An 18,460-nucleotide genomic window follows, 5' to 3' on the forward strand; every position below is an offset into this window, starting at 1 on the left:
TGGTAGGAGGGGACTCGTCCCCGAAGGCGTTCTGGCCGATTGCCTTCGGGGACAAGTCCCCTCCTACGGATTACCGCGGGCACTTCACGGCGCGTACGGCAGCTCCCGCTTGTGCTGGGTTTTGCGGTACGTATCACAAATGATCTTGAACGCTTCTTCGCGCACCGGCTCGCCGTGCAGGAAGGCGTCGATCTCGGCGTAGGTCACGCCGTGGGACGCTTCATCCGGTTTGCCGGGTACCAGGTCTTCGAGGTCGGCAGTCGGAATTTTCTCGACCAGGGATTCCGGCGCACCAAAGTGACGGGCAATCGCCCGCACCTGATTTTTGACCAGGCCGCTGAGCGGTGCCAGATCACACGCGCCGTCGCCAAACTTGGTGAAGAAACCCATCACCGCTTCGGCCGCATGATCGGTGCCGATCACCAGGCCCTGATGCGCGCCGGCGATGGTGTATTGAGCGACCATGCGCATGCGCGCCTTGGTATTACCCACCACGAAGTCCACGGCGCTGGCATGCTGGCCTTCGAACGCTTTGACTTCGGTCGCCAACGCCTTGACCGCCGGGCCGATATTCACGGTGTGCCGCTCATCCGGCTTGATGAAATCCACGGAAGCCTGGGCTTCGTGCTCGTCGTGCTGCACCAGATAAGGCAGGCGCACCGCGATGAACCGATAGCTGTCGTCGCCGGTACTGCTGCGCAGCTCTTCGACTGCGCGCTGGGCGAGCAAACCGGCGGTGAGGGAATCGACCCCGCCGCTGATGCCCAACACCAGGGTCTTGAGTCGCGCGTTTTGCAGGCAATCCTGAATGAACACGATGCGCCGGGCGACTTCCGCCTGCAGTGCGCTTTCGTCGGCGAATGGAGGTTGGACCTTCAATTGTTCGGCAATCTGGAGTTGTACGCCTTGCATGATTCACTCCTTGGTAAGTTGAAGACGGCGATTCGTGTGCGACTGATTTAAGCGGGCACTTTGAACACGTGTCGCAGGTAGGCGACGAAATTCGGATCCTTGCACTGCGTCTTGCCGGGCTCATCGGAAATCTTTGCCACTGGCTGACCCGCGCAGGCGGTCATTTTCAGCACGATGCTCATGGGCTCGACGCCGGGGATGTCGGCAGTCAGGTTGGTGCCAATCCCGAAGCTGACATTGATGCGACCACGTAAAGCGCGAAATATTTCCAGCGCCTTGGGTAAAGTCAGTCCGTCCGAGAACACCAGTGTCTTGGTCATCGGATCAATGCCGATCTTCTGGTAATGCGAGATGCATTTTTCGGCCCACTTCACCGGGTCGCCCGAATCATGGCGCAAGCCATCGAACAGCTTGGCGAAATACAGATCGAAATCCTGCAGGAAAGCGTCGGTGGTGATGCAGTCGGTCAGGGCGATGCCCAGCAAGCCTCGGTATTCATGAACCCAGCAATCGAGGGCGGCAATCTGGCTGTCGATCAGCCGTGGCCCCAGTTGTTGATGGGCCATGATCCATTCATGGGCCATGGTGCCCAACGGCTTGAGGTCCAGCTTGCGGGCCAGCTCCACGTTGCTGGTGCCAACGAACTGGCCAGGAAAATCGCGCTTGAGCACGCTGACCACTTCTTCCTGGACACGATAGGAAAAGCGTCGACGCGTGCCGAAGTCGGCCACTTTCAGTGCGGCCAACTCATCGGGCTGCGCGTTGGCGGTCAGCCAGTCGAATTTGCGGTGCAGTTGATCCGTGGCCTGACTGAGCAGAATCTGCGGATGGCGATGACGATTGCGCACTTCGCTGACAATCGCCAGCACTGGCACTTCGAACAGAATCACGTGCAGCCACGGCCCTTGCAGGCGAATACACAGCTGATCGTCTTCGATGCTGCATTTGATATAGCGGGTATTGAAGCGGAACAGACCGAGAAACCTCAGGAAATCCGGCTTCATGAAGTTGATGCGCTCCAGAAAACCCAATTCTTCGGCGCCCAGGGACAACTCACAGAGACGCTCGACCTGATGCTGGATCTCGCCGAGATAAGGCCGCAGGTCCTCGCCGTTGCGGCAGCGAAACTCCCACTCGACGTCGACGTTGGGGTAGTTATGCAGGACCGCCTGCATCATGGAAAGCTTGTACAGATCGGTGTCGAGCAAGTTTTGCACGATGCGATTGGAGAATGCGCTCTCGCTCATTGGGTCGCTCCAGCAGGACCGGCCGCCACACGCGGCCAAAACGAATCTGAATCAGTGTTGTTTGACGATGGCGGACATAATGCCAGCCGAGGCTGACGAGGGGCAGTTTTCTTTGGTTCGCAGGCACCTGCACGTGTAGGAGGGGACTTGTCCCCGAAGCGGTCTTTCGGGCGGCATCAGTGTCCGGATATTCCCGCACACCAACCCACCGCTTTCGGGGACAAGTCCCCTCCTGCCGGTCGCGTTCATTCACCTCGACTGCTCCACCATCCATTCAACAAAATCCCGGATTTTCGGCACTTCGGCGGCGTGTTCGGGGTAGGCCATGTAATAGGCATCGGTGCTCGGCAGGGCGTGTTGCCAAGGGATGACCAGTTTGCCGTCGGCCAGTTCTTCTTCCACCAGAAAGCGCGGCAGCAGTGCCACGCCGCAGCCGACTTGTGCCGCGCGGATGCACATATAGAAGGTTTCGAAGCGCGGCCCGTGATAGCTGTGTTCGGTGTGATAACCCTGGCTTTCGAACCAGTCGTGCCAGCCTTGCGGGCGCGAAGCGCTTTGCAGCAGCACCAGGTCGGTGAGTTGCGTCGGGTCGCTGAACGGCTGATCCGGCAGGCAGTCCGGCGCGCAGACCGGGATCAGTTCTTCGCCGAACAACTTGATGCTTTCCGCGCCGGGGCGCGCGCCCTGGCCGAAATAGAACGCCAGGTCGCAGCGGCTCTGCGCCAGATCATCGGTTTCCTGCTCGTTGACCAGGTCCAGATGGATGTGCGGGTGCCGCAGCCGCCAGCCTTTGAGGCGTGGCACCAGCCAGCGGGCGCCGAACGTCGAGGGCGTCGACACGCGCAATACTTCGGTTTCGCCGCCATAAGAGCGCAGGAACAGCGTGGACATCTCCACCTGACTGAGGATCTTGCGCACTTCCCCCAGATACAGCGCGCCGGCCGGAGTCAGTTGCAAGCGGCGGCGGACCCGGCGAAACAGCAAGTGTTGCACCAGTTCTTCCAGCTGCGCCACTTGCTTGCTGACCGCACTTTGCGTGAGGTTCATCTCTTCGGCGGCGCGGGTGAAGCTCAAGTGGCGCGTGACAGCTTCGAAGCATTGCAGGGCAGTAATCGACGGTAAGTGGCGTTTGTTCAGCATGTTCGGGCCTTTTTGCCTGTTCCGGTGCTCAGCATGAATAAACGGAATGATATCTCGCCTAATGGTCGTTTGTTGAGGCGCGTTTACCCAGCTATTACTAGAGGCTGAGGATTTACCCGTATTTTCAGCATTCCCGAAATCAGGAGAGAACATGCTTACCGACTTGCTAACCCGTCTCGGTGTCGACCCCGCGCTTTATCAGAAGGGCGACAAGCCTGTTCACACCCCCATCGACGGCAGCCGCATCGGCGCTGTGAATTGGGAAGGTGCCGCGGAAGTCGAACAACAAATCAGCCGTGCCGACGTGGCTTTCGAGGCCTGGCGCAAAGTACCGGCACCGCGCCGTGGCGAACTGATCCGTTTGTTCGGCGAAGCGTTGCGCAAGCACAAGGCTGATCTGGGCGAGCTGGTTTCCTGGGAAGCCGGCAAGATCACTCAGGAAGGCTTGGGTGAAGTTCAGGAAATGATCGATATCTGCGATTTCGCGGTCGGTCTGTCCCGCCAGTTGTACGGTTTGACCATCGCCTCCGAGCGTCCAGGCCACCACATGCGTGAAACCTGGCACCCGCTGGGCGTCGTCGGCGTGATCAGCGCGTTCAATTTCCCGGTTGCGGTCTGGGCCTGGAACACCACGCTGGCGCTGGTCTGCGGTAATTCGGTGCTGTGGAAACCTTCGGAAAAAACTCCGTTGACCGGTCTGGCCTGCCAGGCGCTGTTCGACAAAGTGGCCAGCGAATTCGCCGATGCTCCGAAATATCTGGCTCAGGTGATCATCGGCGGCCGCGCGGCTGGCGAAGCGCTGGTCGATGATCCGCGCGTGGCCCTGATCAGCGCCACCGGCAGCACCCGCATGGGCCGTGAAGTCGCGCCGAAAGTCGCCGCACGTTTTGCCCGCAGCATTCTTGAACTGGGCGGCAACAACGCGATGATCCTCAGCCCGAGCGCTGACCTGGATCTGGCCGTGCGCGCCATTCTGTTCAGCGCTGTCGGTACTGCCGGCCAGCGCTGCACCAGCCTGCGGCGGCTGATTGCTCACGAATCGGTCAAGGCCGAGATCGTTGCGCGTCTGAAAACCGCTTACGAGAAAATCCGCATCGGTCACCCGCTGGAAGGCAATCTGATCGGCCCGCTGATCGACAAGCAGAGCTTCGAAAACATGCAGGACGCGCTGGAACAGGCGTTGAGCGAAGGCGGCAAGGTCTTCGGCGGCAAGCGTCAGCTGGAAGATAAATTCCCCAATGCTTATTACGTTTCCCCGTCCATCGTGGAAATGCCTGAGCAGAGCGATGTGGTCTGCACCGAAACCTTCGCGCCGATCCTGTATGTCGTTGGCTACGAAGATTTCAACGAGGCGCTGCGCCTGAACAACGCGGTACCGCAAGGCCTGTCGTCGTGCATTTTCACCACTGACGTGCGTGAAGCCGAGCAGTTCATGTCCGCGCTGGGCAGCGACTGCGGTATCGCCAACGTCAACATCGGGCCGAGCGGCGCAGAAATCGGCGGCGCATTCGGCGGCGAGAAAGAAACCGGTGGCGGCCGTGAATCCGGCTCCGATTCGTGGCGCGCCTACATGCGTCGCCAGACCGCGACCGTGAACTACTCGCTGGAGTTGCCGTTGGCGCAGGGGATTACCTTCGATTGATGTGATGCGGTATGCCTGACGTACCGCGTCGACTGATTCGCGGGCAAGCCTCGCTCCAACAGCTATATCCGTTGGAGCGAGGCTGCCCGCGTAGGCGTCGGATGAGGCGACGTATTTTCCGAGATCTGAATCATGGTTTTCCGGGGTTTTGCGATGCCGCTACGCGAAGAATGTCTGTGGGAAACGCTGACGCCCCAACGCCCTGAAGCCCAGGCGTTGCGGGGGGAGTTGACGGTCGATGTGTGCGTCATTGGCGCAGGCATCACCGGTTTGTCGGCAGCGGTTCACTTGCTCGAACAAGGTAAACGGGTGGCCGTGCTGGAAGCCCATCGCACTGGCCATGGTGGTTCGGGGCGCAACGTAGGGTTGGTAAACGCCGGGCTGTGGATTCCTCCGGATGATATCGAAGCCGGTTTCGGCAAGGCGATTGGCAGCCAGTTGAACCAGATGCTCGGCGCAGCGCCCGCGCTGGTGTTCAGCCTGATCGACAAATACGGCATTGATTGCCAGCTGCGTCGTGAAGGCACGCTGCACATGGCGCATAACGCCAAGGGTGTGGCCGATCTGCGCAGTCGCGAGCAGCAATGGCAGCGGCGCGGCGCTCCGGTCGAACTGTTGACCGGCAAGGCCTGCGAAGAAGCCACCGGCACCACGAAAATCACTGCTGCGTTGCTGGATCGGCGCGCCGGTACGTTCAATCCGATGGCGTACACCAGCGGGCTGGCGTCGGCGGTGGGTCGTTTGGGTGGGCAGTTGTTCGATCATTCGCCCGTTACCCGTCTCGAACGCCAGGGCGCTAAATGGTGCGTTGTCACCGAGCATGGCGCGGTGCTGGCCGAGAAGGTGGTGATCGCCTCCAACGCCTACACCGAAGGCCAATGGACCGAACTGCGGCGCAGTTTTTTCCCCGGTTATTACTATCAGGTGGCGTCAACGCCGATGAGCGACGAGGCGGCGCAGCAAGTGCTGCCGTTTGGTCAGGGTTCGTGGGACACGCGCCAGGTGCTGAGCAGCATTCGTCGCGATGCCGACGGTCGCCTGTTGCTGGGCAGCCTGGGCAATGGCAATCAAAAGCCGGGCTGGTTCCTGAAGGCGTGGGCGGATCGTGTGCAGCAGCACTATTACCCGTACCTGAAAAATGTGGAATGGGAATGCACCTGGACCGGTTGCATCTCGTTTACGCCCGATCATCTGTTACGCATGTTCGAACCTGCCCCAGGTCTGGTCGCAGTAACAGGTTACAACGGGCGCGGAAACACCACGGGCACAGTGGTGGGCAAGGCTTTTGCCGATTACCTGTGCACAGACGACACAAACGTGCTGCCAATCCCGTTTACGCCCATGGCGCCGTTGGCTGGCGTCGGGCTGCGCAGCGCTTTATATGAAGCGGGATTCTCCCTTTATCACGCCGGCCAGTGCCTGCGCATCGTGATCTGACCAAAAACCGCTGCTTTATCAGGCGCTTTGCTCCTCATCCACTAACCTCAAATGGTGCGTCTCGTAGCGCGAGCGCACCTACGGTGTGCACTTCGGTGACGCAAGCTGTTACAGCAAGGTTGTACGTGGCTTATTGGACGGGTTGCTAGTTTTGTTTGCTTGGGTTGCTCTTTTTTTGTGGAGGGGTTGCACCTGCTGCGTTCTAGACGGTTGCACGCCCTGCAAGGAAGGCTCTAAACGAACCACTTTCAACAAATCCATGAGTTTTTGCAGAATAAAAAATGAATGGCACGCCACTTGCTCAGAGCAATCTCTGTAGTCGCAGTGCTAATCAAAAAAAACTTCAGGAGCACCACTCATGTCGCAGACGTTTTACAGGAAAGGCTTTCTGGCAATCGCAGTTGCTACTGCATTGGGCGTGTCTTCGTTTGCTCAGGCTGATATCAAGATCGGCGTTGCTGGCCCGATGACCGGCGCCAACGCGTCGTTTGGCGAGCAATACATGAAAGGCGCTCAAGCGGCTGCTGACGCCATTAACGCTGCGGGCGGGGTCAACGGCGAGAAAATCGCGTTGACGGCGTATGACGATGCTTGCGAACCGAAACAAGCCGTTGCCGTCGCCAACAAGGCGGCCTCGGACAAAGTAGCTGGCGTTGTCGGTCACTTCTGCTCATCTTCGACCATTCCAGCTTCGGAAGTGTATGACGAAGCGGGCATCATCGCGATTACCCCTGGCTCCACCAACCCGACTGTCACCGAGCGCGGCCTGAATGCCATGTTCCGCATGTGTGGTCGTGATGACCAGCAAGGCATCGTCGCCGGCGATTACATTGTCGATGTTCTGAAAGGCAAGAAAATCGCGGTCATCAACGACAAGGACACCTACGGTAAAGGCCTGGCCGACGCTACCGCCAAGCAGCTGACCAAACGTGGCGTCAAGCCGGTGCTGGAAGAAGGCCTGACCCGCGGCGAGAAAGACTTCAGCGCCCTGGTGACCAAAATCCGTTCCGTTGGCGCTGACGTCGTTTACTTCGGCGGCCTGCACCCTGAAGCCGGTCCTCTGGTTCGTCAGATGCGTGAACAAGGCCTCAAAGACGTCAAGTTCATGTCCGATGACGGTATCGTGACCGACGAACTGGTGACCACCGCTGGGGGTGCACAGTACGTTGACGGCGTTTACATGACCTTCGGCGCCGACCCGCGCATGCTGCCTGACAGCAAGGCCGTTGTTGATCAGTTCCGCAAAACCGGTTACGAGCCTGAAGGTTACACGCTGTACGCCTACGCTTCGGTTCAGGCTTTGGCGGCTGGCTTCAATGGCGCCAAATCCAACAAAGGCGAAGATGCCAGCAAATGGCTCAAAGCCAATCCTGTGAAAACCGTCATGGGCGAGAAAACCTGGGATGCCAAAGGCGACCTGAAGGTTTCCGACTACGTGGTTTACCAGTGGGACAAAAACGGTAAATACCATCAGCTCGAAAAGCAGAAGTGAGATAGCCGTACTGGCGTTTCAGGACGCCGGTTCGTCTATGTAATGGGGCGTGGGGTTGGCGCCCCCTTGAGTTCTTCTGTTGCCTCATGATGTCGGCCCGGTGCACCTCACGAGGGGGTATTCGGGCCGAATTCAAATGGCCTTTCAAGATTCGTGAGCGTGCGTGATGGATGGTATTTTCCTGCAGCAAATGATCAACGGCCTGACCCTCGGGTCGGTTTACGGTCTGATCGCCATCGGTTATACGATGGTTTACGGCATCATCGGCATGATCAACTTCGCCCACGGCGACGTTTACATGATCTCCGCTTACCTGGCCGCCATCGGCCTGGCAGTCTTGTCTTTCTTCGGGGTTGAGTCCTTCCCGTTCCTTATTCTGGGTACGCTGATCTTCACCATTGTGGTGACGGGCGTGTACGGCTTTGTCATTGAGCGGGTGGCGTACAAACCACTGCGCAACTCGACCCGGCTGGCACCGCTGATCAGTGCGATTGGTATTTCCCTGATCCTGCAGAACTATGCGCAAATCGCCCAGGGGCCGCGCCAGCAAGGCGTGCCGACGCTGCTTGAAGGCGCGTGGCGTTTTGAGATTGGCAGCGGCTTCGTGCAGATCACCTACACCAAGATCTTCATCCTGATTGCCGCATTCGTTGGCATGGGCGTGCTGACCTACATCATCAAGTACACCAAGCTGGGCCGGATGTGCCGCGCGACCCAACAGGATCGCAAGATGGCATCGATCCTGGGCATCAACACCGACCGGGTGATTTCCTACGTGTTCATCATCGGTGCGGCCATGGCGGCACTGGCTGGCGTGCTGATCACCATGAACTACGGCACGTTTGACTTCTATGCCGGCTTTATCATCGGCATCAAGGCGTTTACCGCTGCGGTGTTGGGCGGTATTGGCTCACTGCCAGGGGCGATGCTCGGCGGGTTGATCCTGGGGGTTGCCGAGTCGCAGTTCTCCGGTCTGATCAATTCCGACTACAAAGACGTGTTCAGTTTCGGCCTGCTGGTGGTGATTCTGATTTTCCGTCCTCAAGGCCTGTTGGGTCGCCCTCTCGTGGCGAAGGTATAACTATGTCTGCTCCTACAAAACCCATCGATATCAAACAAAGCCTGATCGACGCAGTCATTGCCGGACTGCTGGCTCTCATCGTTTTCGGCCCGATTGTGGGCGTGGTGCTCGACGGTTACGGCTTCAATCTGCAACCGACGCGCGTGGCTGTCCTGGTCGGCGTAGTAATGGTCGGTCGTCTGCTGCTGAGCCTGTTCATGCAGACCCCGAAAGGCGTGATCATTGCGCAGAGCTTCGAAAGCTCCAGCTCCGGCGTGCATGTGTTGGCACCGGACTACAAGTCGCGTCTGCGCTACATCATTCCGGCGATGGTGGTCATTGCCATCGTGTTCCCGGTATTTGCGGACAAATACGTGCTGACCGTGGTCATTCTCGGCTTGATCTATGTGTTGCTGGGCCTTGGCCTGAACATCGTGGTCGGCCTGGCGGGCCTGCTCGACCTGGGCTACGTGGCGTTCTATGCGATTGGCGCTTATGGGCTGGCCTTGGGTTACCAATACCTGGGCCTGGGTTTCTGGTCGGCATTGCCTTTGGCGGCGATTGCGGCGGCGTTGGCCGGATGTATCCTCGGCTTTCCGGTGTTGCGCATGCACGGTGACTATCTGGCCATCGTGACCCTGGGTTTCGGCGAGATCATTCGTCTGGTGTTGAACAACTGGCTGTCGTTCACCGGCGGACCCAATGGCGTGCCGGTGCCTTCGCCGACTTTCTTCGGTCTGGAGTTCGGTCGCCGTGCCAAAGAAGGCGGGGTGCCGATTCATGAATTCTTCGGCTTCGATTACAACCCGGACCTGAAATTCATCTTTATCTATGCGGTGCTGTTCCTGGTCGTGCTAGCGGTGCTGTATATCAAACATCGCCTGACGCGCATGCCGGTCGGTCGCGCCTGGGAAGCCCTGCGCGAAGATGAGATCGCCTGCCGCGCCATGGGTCTGAATCACGTATTGGTCAAGCTTTCGGCATTCACCATCGGTGCATCCACTGCGGGTCTGGCCGGGGTGTTTTTTGCCAGCTATCAGGGCTTCATCAACCCGACTTCGTTTACGTTCTTCGAGTCGGCCTTGATCCTCGCCATCGTGGTACTCGGCGGCATGGGCTCGACGGTTGGCGTGGTCATCGCCGCCTTTGTCTTGACGGTCGCTCCCGAGTTGCTGCGCAGCTTTGCCGAATACCGCGTTCTGCTGTTCGGGATCCTCATGGTGTTAATGATGATCTGGCGCCCACGTGGCCTGATCCGCATCAGCCGGACCGGCGTGCGCCCGCGCAAGGGTGTGCTGGTTGATCCCAATGCCACTGCGAAACAGGGAGTTACGCCATGAGCAGCGAAATCATTCTCTCTGTCGAACACCTGATGATGCACTTCGGCGGTATCAAGGCGCTCAGCGACGTCAGCATCAAGGTCCGCAAGAACTCGATCTTCGCCCTGATCGGCCCCAACGGCGCGGGCAAGACCACGGTATTCAACTGCCTGACCGGGTTCTACAAAGCCACCGGTGGGCGCATCGAGCTGCATACGCGCGGAACATCGACCAACGTCATCAAGCTGCTGGGCGAACCCTTCCAGGTCACGGACTTTGTCTCGCCGAAAAGCTTCCTCAGCCGCGTGTATTACAAAATGTTCGGCGGCACCCACCTGGTGAATCGCGCCGGGCTGGCGCGAACCTTCCAGAACATTCGCCTGTTCAAGGAAATGTCGGTGCTGGAAAACCTGTTGGTCGCCCAGCACATGTGGGTCAACCGCAGCATGCTGGCCGGCATCCTCAACACCAAGGGCTATCGCCAGGCCGAAGAAGACGCGATCAACACCGCGTTCTACTGGCTGGAAGTCGTCGATCTGGTGGACTGCGCCAACCGTCTTGCCGGTGAATTGTCCTACGGCCAGCAACGCCGTCTGGAAATCGCCCGGGCCATGTGCACGCGGCCGCAGGTGATCTGCCTGGACGAACCGGCAGCGGGCCTCAATCCGCAGGAAACCGAAGCCTTGAGCGGCATGATCCGCTTGCTGCGCGACGAACACGACATGACCATCGTGCTGATCGAGCACGACATGGGCATGGTCATGGGTATTTCCGACGATATTGTGGTGCTCGACCACGGCAACGTGATTGCCGCCGGTGGGCCGGAACAGATCCGCAACGATCCGAAAGTGATCGCCGCGTACCTGGGCGCTGATGAAGAGGAGTTGGTATGAGTAAGCCGATCCTCGAATTGAAAGAGATCGATGTGTATTACGGGCCGATCCAGGCCCTGAAAAAAGTCTCGCTGCACATCAATGAAGGCGAAACCGTGAGCCTGATCGGCTCCAACGGCGCGGGCAAGTCCACGCTGTTGATGTCGATCTTCGGCCAGCCCCGCGCGGCCAGCGGGCAGATCATCTATCAGGGCACCGACATCACCCACAAGTCGTCGCACTACATCGCGTCCAACGGCATTGCGCAGTCGCCGGAAGGCCGGCGGGTATTCCCCGACATGTCGGTGGAAGAAAACCTGATGATGGGCACCATCCCGATTGGCGACAAACACTCGGCTGAAGACATGCAGCGCATGTTCGAGTTGTTTCCGCGTCTCAAGGAGCGCCGCAACCAGCGCGCCATGACCATGTCCGGCGGCGAGCAGCAAATGCTCGCCATCGCCCGCGCCCTGATGAGCCGGCCCAAACTGCTGCTGCTCGACGAGCCGAGCCTGGGTCTGGCACCGATCATCGTCAAACAGATCTTCTCGACTCTGCGCGAGCTGGCGGCCACCGGCATGACCATCTTCCTCGTCGAGCAGAACGCCAACCACGCGTTGAAGCTGTCTGATCGGGCCTACGTGATGGTCAACGGCGAAATCCGCCTGACCGGCACCGGCAAGGAGTTGCTGGTCAACGAAGAGGTCAGGAACGCTTATCTGGGCGGGCATTGATGGCCTGATACCGGGGAGAACAAAGAAAGAGGCTTCGGCCTCTTTTTTGTTTAGGGGCTGACGCTGCGATTCGTAGGATTCAGGAGGCTTTTTGTGCTTGCCGCCAATTGTGGAAAACATTTTTGACGCGCCACTAAACCGCGACATAAAGCCGCTGCAAATAGTTGTTTTGTCACGCTTTTGACTTGTTCAGGTTTACTGTGGAGGTGCCTGTGAATAACGTGGGAGTAGCTGGCTGAAGCCCTTTGTTTATAAGGGCTGCAGCGATGTGATCAATTTTTGATCAGCAGTTTTTTCGTTTCCGTTGACGGGGTTTGTCAACGTTTTAAAGACTGGTTTTTCATACAGCTTCTATATCGGTCCAGCCTGTGGATAAGTCTGTGGGCAAGCGTTGGAAATAGTCGGCAAAGTGCCGGTTGGTCTGGCTCGCAGCAGCCACAGCGAATTTCCCCGGTTGATCTTGTTTCACAGCCTTTACAGATGCCGGGCGTGACGTCAAGGGGAAAACCCCCGCCTTTCTTTCTGCAGGCCGCGCCATGCCTCGCTTGGACTGTTTTGCACTTACTCCCAAAGACTGTGGGTCTGGCTGTGGATAACGTGGGTAAAACTGCGTGCAGGCCATGCGCGGACTGGCCCGGCTCTGGCTGGTTGTTTTTTGTACAACTGGATGAATGTTTTATCCACAGACTTGCCCGTAACCGGTCTGGGCGGGCATTCTGCTGGCCTTGTTCAATTTAACGCTTCCAAGGGGCAGCCTTGCCTCGTGCCACTTCAGGAGAACGAAATGACTTCCACTGTGTTCATTACCGGTGCTACTTCCGGATTTGGCGAAGCCTGTGCGCGCCGTTTTGCCGAAGCCGGATGGTCGCTGATCCTGACCGGTCGCCGTGAAGAGCGCCTTAACGCCCTGAGCGCTGAATTGTCGAAACAGACCAAGGTGCACACGCTGGTGCTGGACGTGCGTGATCGTGCCGCCATGGAGGCCGCTATCGAAGGCCTGCCGGCCGAGTTCGCCAAGATCACTGGTCTGATCAACAACGCCGGTCTGGCGCTGGGCATCGATCCTGCGCCGAAATGCGATCTGGACGATTGGGACACCATGATCGACACCAACATCAAGGGTCTGGTCTACAGCACGCGCTTGCTGCTGCCGCGCCTGATCGCTCATGGTCGCGGGGCAAGCATCGTCAACCTGGGTTCGGTTGCGGGCAACTATCCGTATCCGGGCGGCAACGTCTACGGCGGCACCAAGGCATTTGTCGGTCAATTCTCGCTGAACCTGCGCAATGACCTGATCGGCACCGGCGTGCGGGTCACCAATCTGGAGCCGGGCCTGTGCGAGAGCGAGTTCTCGCTGGTGCGTTTCGGGGGCGACCAGACCAAGTACGACGCCACTTATGCCGGCGCCGAGCCGATTCAACCGCAGGACATTGCCGACACGATCTTCTGGATCATGAACACCCCGGCGCACGTGAACATCAACAGCCTTGAGCTGATGCCGGTAAGCCAGACCTGGGCCGGGTTTGCGATTGATCGCAATCGCGGCTGACTCCTGACGCCAAGGTCACCGTAGGACTGGTTTTAGCCGGGAGAGCACCGAAATTACCGTAGGACCGGCTTTAGCCGGGAGAGCATTCTCGCGGCTGACGCCGCTCCTACGGTCTATTGGCCGATTCAATCAGCCCCGAAAATACTCCGCCAACCCGATATAACAGGTCGCCAAGTGATACGGCGTAGTCGACGGCATGTCGCTGCGGCTGACCTTACCCGCGTTGTCCAGGCACTCATTCCAGCCGCTGGCGTGCAGAAAGCGCGTTTGCAGCGCACGCAACTCACGGCCTAACGCCGCTTCACTGTCAGGCCGCAACGCCAGCGCTCGCAGGTATTCCGCTTGCGCCCAGATGCGCTGGGTGCCGTCGCGAACCGTGCCGTCCACTTCCAGCATCGCCACTACTGCGCCCGTCTGCGAATCCACGCCTTGCGCTTCGGCATGGGCGAACGCCTGGGTCAGCGATGTGTGCAGCGGACTGCCCCGCAGGCGTGACGAAGAATCCAGCAGGAAGAACCATTCGAACTGATGACCGGGCTCGTACCAGTTATCCACAGCGCCCAGCGGTTTTTCCAGCATCACCCCGTGGGCGTTATCCACAAAGCGCTCTTGCATGCCGCGCACCAGATCATCCAGCGCGCCGATGGTGGCGGCGTCTTCACGCACCGCGAGGGTTGCGAGGAAGGCTTCCGCCAGGTGCATGAGCGGATTTTGCAGCGGGCCGGTGTTCAGCGAGGACCAGTCTTCGCCCAGCATCGCTTCGTACAGCCCGGTGCCATCGGCAAAACGCTCGGCCACGACGGTCAGCGCCGCATTGAACACGGATTCCACCAGTGGCTCGCGGACCTTGGCCCAATAATGCGCGCAGGCAAAAATGATGAAGGCGTGGGTGTAGAGATCCTTGCGACGGTCCAGCGGCGCGCCCTGCGGGTCAATGCTGTAGAACCAGCCGCCATGTTCGGCGTCGTGGAAGTGACTTTGCAGCGAGCGAAACAACGCCCCGGCGCGGCTCGCAGCTTCAGGCACCGACGGATGATCGATCAGGCTGGAAAACACGAACAACTGTCGCGCACACGCCATGGCCCGGTAGCGCTGTGGCGGCAACGGGCGATGCTCGGCATCCACGGCTTCGTAAGGCAACGCCAGATCAGCATTCCAGCCCGGACCCAGCCAGAGCGGCACGATCACGCGCAGGAAATGCTCCTCAAGGGCGGCGAAAACCGTGTTCGAGTCAGAGTGGGAGGCGGAGCTGGAAACATCGGGCATCGGCTGGCGTCACGGCAAGGGCGAATTGCGCGACATGGTAGCAGGAGCGCGAATTGATGTGTCGCGCAGCAATCTTGTGGGACCGGCTTTAGCCGGGAAGATATCAGTTCAAACGATGGATATCATGCGTCTGTACCAGCCTCTTCCTGGCTAAAGCCGGTCCCACCTTGGCTCACGCAGCCAGCAACCAAACCCCCGCAGCGGCCGACAGTGCACCGGCAACCCGCACCAGCGGCGCAGCGGCGGTTGGCAGGAAGCGCACGACAGCGTAACCGACGGCATGCAGCGCAGCGGTGGCGGCCACAAAACCGGCCGCATAAGCCCAAGGGCTGGACATGTCCGGCAGCTCAAGGCCGTGAGCGACGCCGTGGAACAGCGCGAACAACGCCGTGGCGCCAACAGCCATGAACAGCGGTGGACGCACCGCCAGTGCCACCGCCAGGCCCAGCGCCAGCACCGAGGCGGCAATCCCGCTTTCCAGCGCTGGCAGGTCAAGGCCTTCGAAACCCAGCAAACCGCCGATCAGCATGGTGCCAACGAAGGTGCACGGCAGCGCCCAGCGTGCCGCGCCTTTTTGTTGCGCCGCCCACAAACCCACCGCAATCATCGCCAGCAAGTGATCCAGACCGCCGATGGGATGGCTGATGCCCGCCACCAGGCCATTATCGCCATGTCCAGGGTGAGCGAAGGCCAGGGCCGGAACCAGCAGCAGGGCGAGGGCGCCGAAGGCTTTTGTGTAATTCATTGAGAGGCTTCCTTGATGAAGTGGAGTCACGCGGCTTCGGTCAGCAGACCCTGGCGCTCGATAAAGGCAATGATCTGTTCCAGACCCTGGCCGGTTTTCTGGTTACTGAACACGAACGGCTTTTCGCCACGCATCTTTTTCGTGTCGCGGTCCATCATTTCCAGCGACGCGCCAACCAGCGGTGCGAGGTCGATCTTGTTGATCACCAGCAGGTCGGATTTGCAGATGCCGGGACCGCCCTTGCGTGGCAGTTTGTCGCCGGCCGACACGTCGATCACGTAAATGGTCAGGTCCGACAGCTCCGGGCTGAAGGTCGCCGACAGGTTGTCGCCGCCGGATTCGACGATGATCAGATCCAGGCCGGGAAAGCGTCGGTTCAGCTGATCCACGGCTTCCAGATTGATCGAGGCGTCTTCACGAATCGCCGTGTGCGGGCAGCCGCCGGTTTCCACGCCGATGATCCGCTCGGGCGCCAGGGCTTCATTGCGCACCAGAAAGTCAGCGTCTTCGCGGGTGTAGATATCGTTGGTGACCACCGCCAGGTTGTAGCGCTCGCGCAGGGCCAGGCACAACGCCAGAGTCAGGGCAGTCTTGCCGGACCCGACCGGGCCACCGATGCCGACGCGCAGAGGTTGGCTGTTCATTGAATTCTCCGTTGAGCTTTGTTAGATAAAAATTCAGGACCGAAACAGTCGGCTGTATTGACGTTCATGGGCCATGCTCGCCAGCGCCACGCCAAACGGCGCGCTGCCGATGTGCTGCAAATCAACTGCGGTTACGTGTTGCTGCGCCTGTTGCAGCAAAGGCAGCAGCTCGCTGGTCAGGCGTTGCGCGGCTTGCTGACCCAGCGGCAAGGTCTTCATCAGCACCGCCAATTGGTTTTCCAGCCAGCTCCACAGCCAGGCGGCCAGCGCATCCTGCGGGCTGATCTGCCAGGCGCGGGCGGCCAGCGCCCAGCCCAGGGCCAGATGCGGCTCTGCAGTCTGTTCAAGAAATGTGCGGGCGGGCGGGTCCAGCTCGGGCAAGCCGTTGAGCAATTGCTGCAACGAATAGCCCATCTGCCGGCTTTCCTGATGCAGCTCGCGAGTTTCCCGGCTGGCGCGATGTTCGTGGCTCAACTGCAGCAACTGGCACCAGTCGTCTTCGGCGGCGGCGGTGCAATGGGCGAGCAGCAGCGGCGCTTCGAAGCGGGCGAGATTGAGCAGCAGTTGGTCGCTGATCCAGCGGTGAGCGCTGGGGGAATCCTTGACCAACGCCTGTTCCACGGCCATTTCCAGGCCTTGGGAGTAGCTGTAGCCGCCAATCGGCAATTGCGGACTGGCCAGACGCAGCAGCGCCCAGGCGCTGTTCATGTGCGCACGCCAAATTGGTGCAGGCGCGGCGGATAGTTGAAGTCCTCTTCGCCCGCACGGGAATGGTGATGACCGCCGCCGTAAGCGCCGTGTTCGGGGGAGAACGGCGCTTCGATGGATTCAGTGGTCGCGCCCAGCTGATCGAGCATCGCCTTGAGCACGTAGTCGTCGAGCAGGCGCAGCCAGCCGTCGCCCACTTGCAGCGCCACGTGCCGGTTACCCAAATGGTAAGCCGCGCGGGTCAGCTCGAAGGCGCTCGTGCAGGTCACGTGCATCAGCTGTTCCGGGCGGGCGCAGACGCGAACGATCCGGCCGTCTTCGGCTTGCAGGCATTCGCCATCACGCAACGGCGGTTGTCCGCGCTCAAGGAATAGCCCGACGTCTTCACCTTCGGCACTGAAACAGCGCAGCCGGCTTTTGCTGCGCGCTTCGAAATTCAAATGCAGCTCTGCGGCCCATTCGGCTTGAGGTTCGATTCTGCGATGAATCACCAGCATCAGGAAGTTTCCCGCTAATTACGATGCTTCAAAGCAGAGCAAGGGGCTTGCCAACAGTGCATGACGTGGGAAATGGCTTACAGATAGAGGCGATGCTTCGTACGCGGGGAGATTTTATGGCGCTTTTTGGTGCGTGATTTCAGCGGTGGTCATTAATGGTGCGCTACGTTGCGGGGCTGGCTTTAGCCGGGAGCAGGCCTCGATGCGGACAAACAGCCTTGCGGCTGAAGCCGCTCCTACATGCTGCCCAAACCTTTCCAATGGCGCGCACCGATGAAGATAAAGCGCAATTGCTGGGTGATTTTGGCTTGCGGGGTCAAGTGCGGAGCCAGGGTTGCGGCGGGCGGGTCGATGAGTTCCGGCAGCATGGCGAATACGCTTTTGACCACCAGATCGGAGATCACCGACAGGGAAGCCGGGTCCAGATGCTGCCATTTGGGCATTTTGCCGAGATCCGCCGCGAGGTCGGCGCTGATACCTTCGCGCAGTGCGCCCAGGGCTTGTCGAACCAGCTGCGAGCCGCCGTATTGTTCACGGGCCAGGAACAGAAACTGCGAGGGTTTGGCGGCCACGACGTCGAGGAAGATCCGCACGGACGCATCAATGATGCCGCCCAGGACCATTTCGTTGTGCCGCACCAGGCGGATCGTCTCCCGAAAGGTCTGGCCGACTTCGCTGACCAGCGCCAGGCCCAGTTGGTCCATGTCGTCGAAATGGCGATAGAACCCGGTGGGTACGATGCCGGCCGTGCGCGCAACTTCCCGCAGGCTCAGGCTGCCGAAACCGCGCCCGCTTTCCATCAGGCTGCGCGCGGCGTCAAGCAAGGCGTGTCGGGTTTGTTGTTTCTGTTCGGCGCGGGGCAACATGGGGCGGGCTGAATTCTGCAAAGGGACGGTTCGGCACTTTAACAAATGCGCTGATCAGGCGTGAACGCGAATTCAATAAAGATCGGTAGGATTTTTTTAAGCTTCAAACCCGCTGATACTGCTGAACCAGGCGTTCGGGGCCATGTTCGGCAACGCGCTGGTATTGCTGAATCAGGCGCGGGGTGTCTTGCGCCATGGTCTTCGCTTCACCGGACACGGGTTGCTCGGCCGCCGGCATGGCAAAGGCATTGGCGGCCAGGAGCGAAAAGGTCAGGGTGAGCAGCAGTGGGCGTTTCATGATGAGGTGTCTCGGGTTGGGTACGGCGCTAA

At 59.7% G+C, this 18,460-nt stretch carries 18 protein-coding genes; 8 read left to right on the forward strand and 10 right to left on the reverse strand.

What is annotated here, in order from left to right; translation table 11 throughout:
* Nucleotides 1–84: 84 nt before the first annotated feature.
* The 3 genes from nadE to CFII64_RS25130 form a co-directional block, all read right to left on the reverse strand.
* Nucleotides 85–912, reverse strand: coding sequence for an ammonia-dependent NAD(+) synthetase (gene nadE / locus CFII64_RS25120; protein ID WP_020293676.1), 828 nt, complete (start codon nucleotides 910–912; stop codon nucleotides 85–87).
* A 47-nt stretch (nucleotides 913–959) separates the two neighbouring features.
* Complete coding sequence (gene pncB, locus CFII64_RS25125) at nucleotides 960–2,159, reverse strand: nicotinate phosphoribosyltransferase (RefSeq protein WP_020293677.1); 1,200 nt, start codon at nucleotides 2,157–2,159, stop codon at nucleotides 960–962.
* A gap of 249 nt (nucleotides 2,160–2,408) precedes the next feature.
* Nucleotides 2,409–3,299, reverse strand: a complete 891-nt coding sequence (locus CFII64_RS25130; protein WP_020293678.1) for a LysR family transcriptional regulator — start codon at nucleotides 3,297–3,299, stop codon at nucleotides 2,409–2,411.
* A gap of 151 nt (nucleotides 3,300–3,450) precedes the next feature.
* On the opposite strand from CFII64_RS25130, the gene CFII64_RS25135 reads away from it, so the two are divergent.
* The 8 genes from CFII64_RS25135 (at nucleotide 3,451) to CFII64_RS25170 (ending at nucleotide 13,404) form a co-directional block, all read left to right on the forward strand.
* On the forward strand, nucleotides 3,451–4,941 hold the full coding sequence (locus tag CFII64_RS25135; RefSeq protein WP_020293679.1) for an aldehyde dehydrogenase family protein: 1,491 nt from the start codon (nucleotides 3,451–3,453) through the stop codon (nucleotides 4,939–4,941).
* Nucleotides 4,942–5,094: 153 nt separating this feature from the next.
* Nucleotides 5,095–6,378 (forward strand): FAD-binding oxidoreductase, encoded by a 1,284-nt coding sequence (locus tag CFII64_RS25140; RefSeq protein ID WP_044901680.1) that lies wholly within the window; start codon nucleotides 5,095–5,097, stop codon nucleotides 6,376–6,378.
* 358 nt (nucleotides 6,379–6,736) lie between these two features.
* Nucleotides 6,737–7,870 carry a branched-chain amino acid ABC transporter substrate-binding protein gene (locus CFII64_RS25145; protein WP_020293681.1) on the forward strand — a complete coding sequence of 378 codons (1,134 nt, stop codon included), beginning with the start codon at nucleotides 6,737–6,739 and terminating at the stop codon, nucleotides 7,868–7,870.
* 166 nt (nucleotides 7,871–8,036) lie between these two features.
* Nucleotides 8,037–8,951, forward strand: a complete 915-nt coding sequence (locus tag CFII64_RS25150; RefSeq protein WP_020293682.1) for a branched-chain amino acid ABC transporter permease — start codon at nucleotides 8,037–8,039, stop codon at nucleotides 8,949–8,951.
* 2 nt (nucleotides 8,952–8,953) lie between these two features.
* Nucleotides 8,954–10,270 carry a high-affinity branched-chain amino acid ABC transporter permease LivM gene (gene livM / locus CFII64_RS25155; RefSeq protein ID WP_020293683.1) on the forward strand — a complete coding sequence of 439 codons (1,317 nt, stop codon included), beginning with the start codon at nucleotides 8,954–8,956 and terminating at the stop codon, nucleotides 10,268–10,270.
* On the forward strand, nucleotides 10,267–11,142 hold the full coding sequence (locus tag CFII64_RS25160) for an ABC transporter ATP-binding protein (RefSeq protein WP_020293684.1): 876 nt from the start codon (nucleotides 10,267–10,269) through the stop codon (nucleotides 11,140–11,142). The genes livM and CFII64_RS25160 overlap by 4 nt, the downstream gene beginning before the upstream one ends.
* Nucleotides 11,139–11,855: an ABC transporter ATP-binding protein gene (locus CFII64_RS25165; protein WP_020293685.1), complete on the forward strand. Its 717-nt coding sequence runs from the start codon at nucleotides 11,139–11,141 to the stop codon at nucleotides 11,853–11,855. The genes CFII64_RS25160 and CFII64_RS25165 overlap by 4 nt, the downstream gene beginning before the upstream one ends.
* Before the next feature lie 784 nt (nucleotides 11,856–12,639).
* Nucleotides 12,640–13,404 (forward strand): SDR family oxidoreductase, encoded by a 765-nt coding sequence (locus CFII64_RS25170; RefSeq protein ID WP_020293686.1) that lies wholly within the window; start codon nucleotides 12,640–12,642, stop codon nucleotides 13,402–13,404.
* A gap of 129 nt (nucleotides 13,405–13,533) precedes the next feature.
* On the opposite strand, the gene CFII64_RS25175 is transcribed toward CFII64_RS25170, so the two are convergent.
* The 7 genes from CFII64_RS25175 to CFII64_RS25205 all read right to left on the reverse strand — a co-directional run bounded on the left by CFII64_RS25175 (nucleotide 13,534) and on the right by CFII64_RS25205 (nucleotide 18,428).
* On the reverse strand, nucleotides 13,534–14,670 hold the full coding sequence (locus CFII64_RS25175) for an AGE family epimerase/isomerase (RefSeq protein WP_020293687.1): 1,137 nt from the start codon (nucleotides 14,668–14,670) through the stop codon (nucleotides 13,534–13,536).
* A gap of 172 nt (nucleotides 14,671–14,842) precedes the next feature.
* The gene (locus CFII64_RS25180) at nucleotides 14,843–15,415 is read right to left on the reverse strand and encodes a HupE/UreJ family protein (RefSeq protein WP_020293688.1); all 573 of its coding nucleotides are present in this window, start codon (nucleotides 15,413–15,415) and stop codon (nucleotides 14,843–14,845) included.
* Between the two features lie 26 nt (nucleotides 15,416–15,441).
* Nucleotides 15,442–16,059, reverse strand: a complete 618-nt coding sequence (gene ureG / locus CFII64_RS25185; protein WP_020293689.1) for an urease accessory protein UreG — start codon at nucleotides 16,057–16,059, stop codon at nucleotides 15,442–15,444.
* Between the two features lie 33 nt (nucleotides 16,060–16,092).
* The gene (locus CFII64_RS25190; RefSeq protein ID WP_020293690.1) at nucleotides 16,093–16,767 is read right to left on the reverse strand and encodes an urease accessory protein UreF; all 675 of its coding nucleotides are present in this window, start codon (nucleotides 16,765–16,767) and stop codon (nucleotides 16,093–16,095) included.
* The gene (gene ureE / locus CFII64_RS25195) at nucleotides 16,764–17,264 is read right to left on the reverse strand and encodes an urease accessory protein UreE (protein WP_020293691.1); all 501 of its coding nucleotides are present in this window, start codon (nucleotides 17,262–17,264) and stop codon (nucleotides 16,764–16,766) included. The genes CFII64_RS25190 and ureE overlap by 4 nt, the downstream gene beginning before the upstream one ends.
* Before the next feature lie 236 nt (nucleotides 17,265–17,500).
* The gene (locus tag CFII64_RS25200; RefSeq protein WP_020293692.1) at nucleotides 17,501–18,130 is read right to left on the reverse strand and encodes a TetR family transcriptional regulator; all 630 of its coding nucleotides are present in this window, start codon (nucleotides 18,128–18,130) and stop codon (nucleotides 17,501–17,503) included.
* A gap of 103 nt (nucleotides 18,131–18,233) precedes the next feature.
* Complete coding sequence (locus CFII64_RS25205; RefSeq protein WP_020293693.1) at nucleotides 18,234–18,428, reverse strand: hypothetical protein; 195 nt, start codon at nucleotides 18,426–18,428, stop codon at nucleotides 18,234–18,236.
* Between the last annotated feature and the right edge of the window lie 32 nt (nucleotides 18,429–18,460).

The sequence above is a fragment of the Pseudomonas sp. CFII64 genome, assembly GCF_000416235.1.
Classification (GTDB): domain Bacteria; phylum Pseudomonadota; class Gammaproteobacteria; order Pseudomonadales; family Pseudomonadaceae; genus Aquipseudomonas.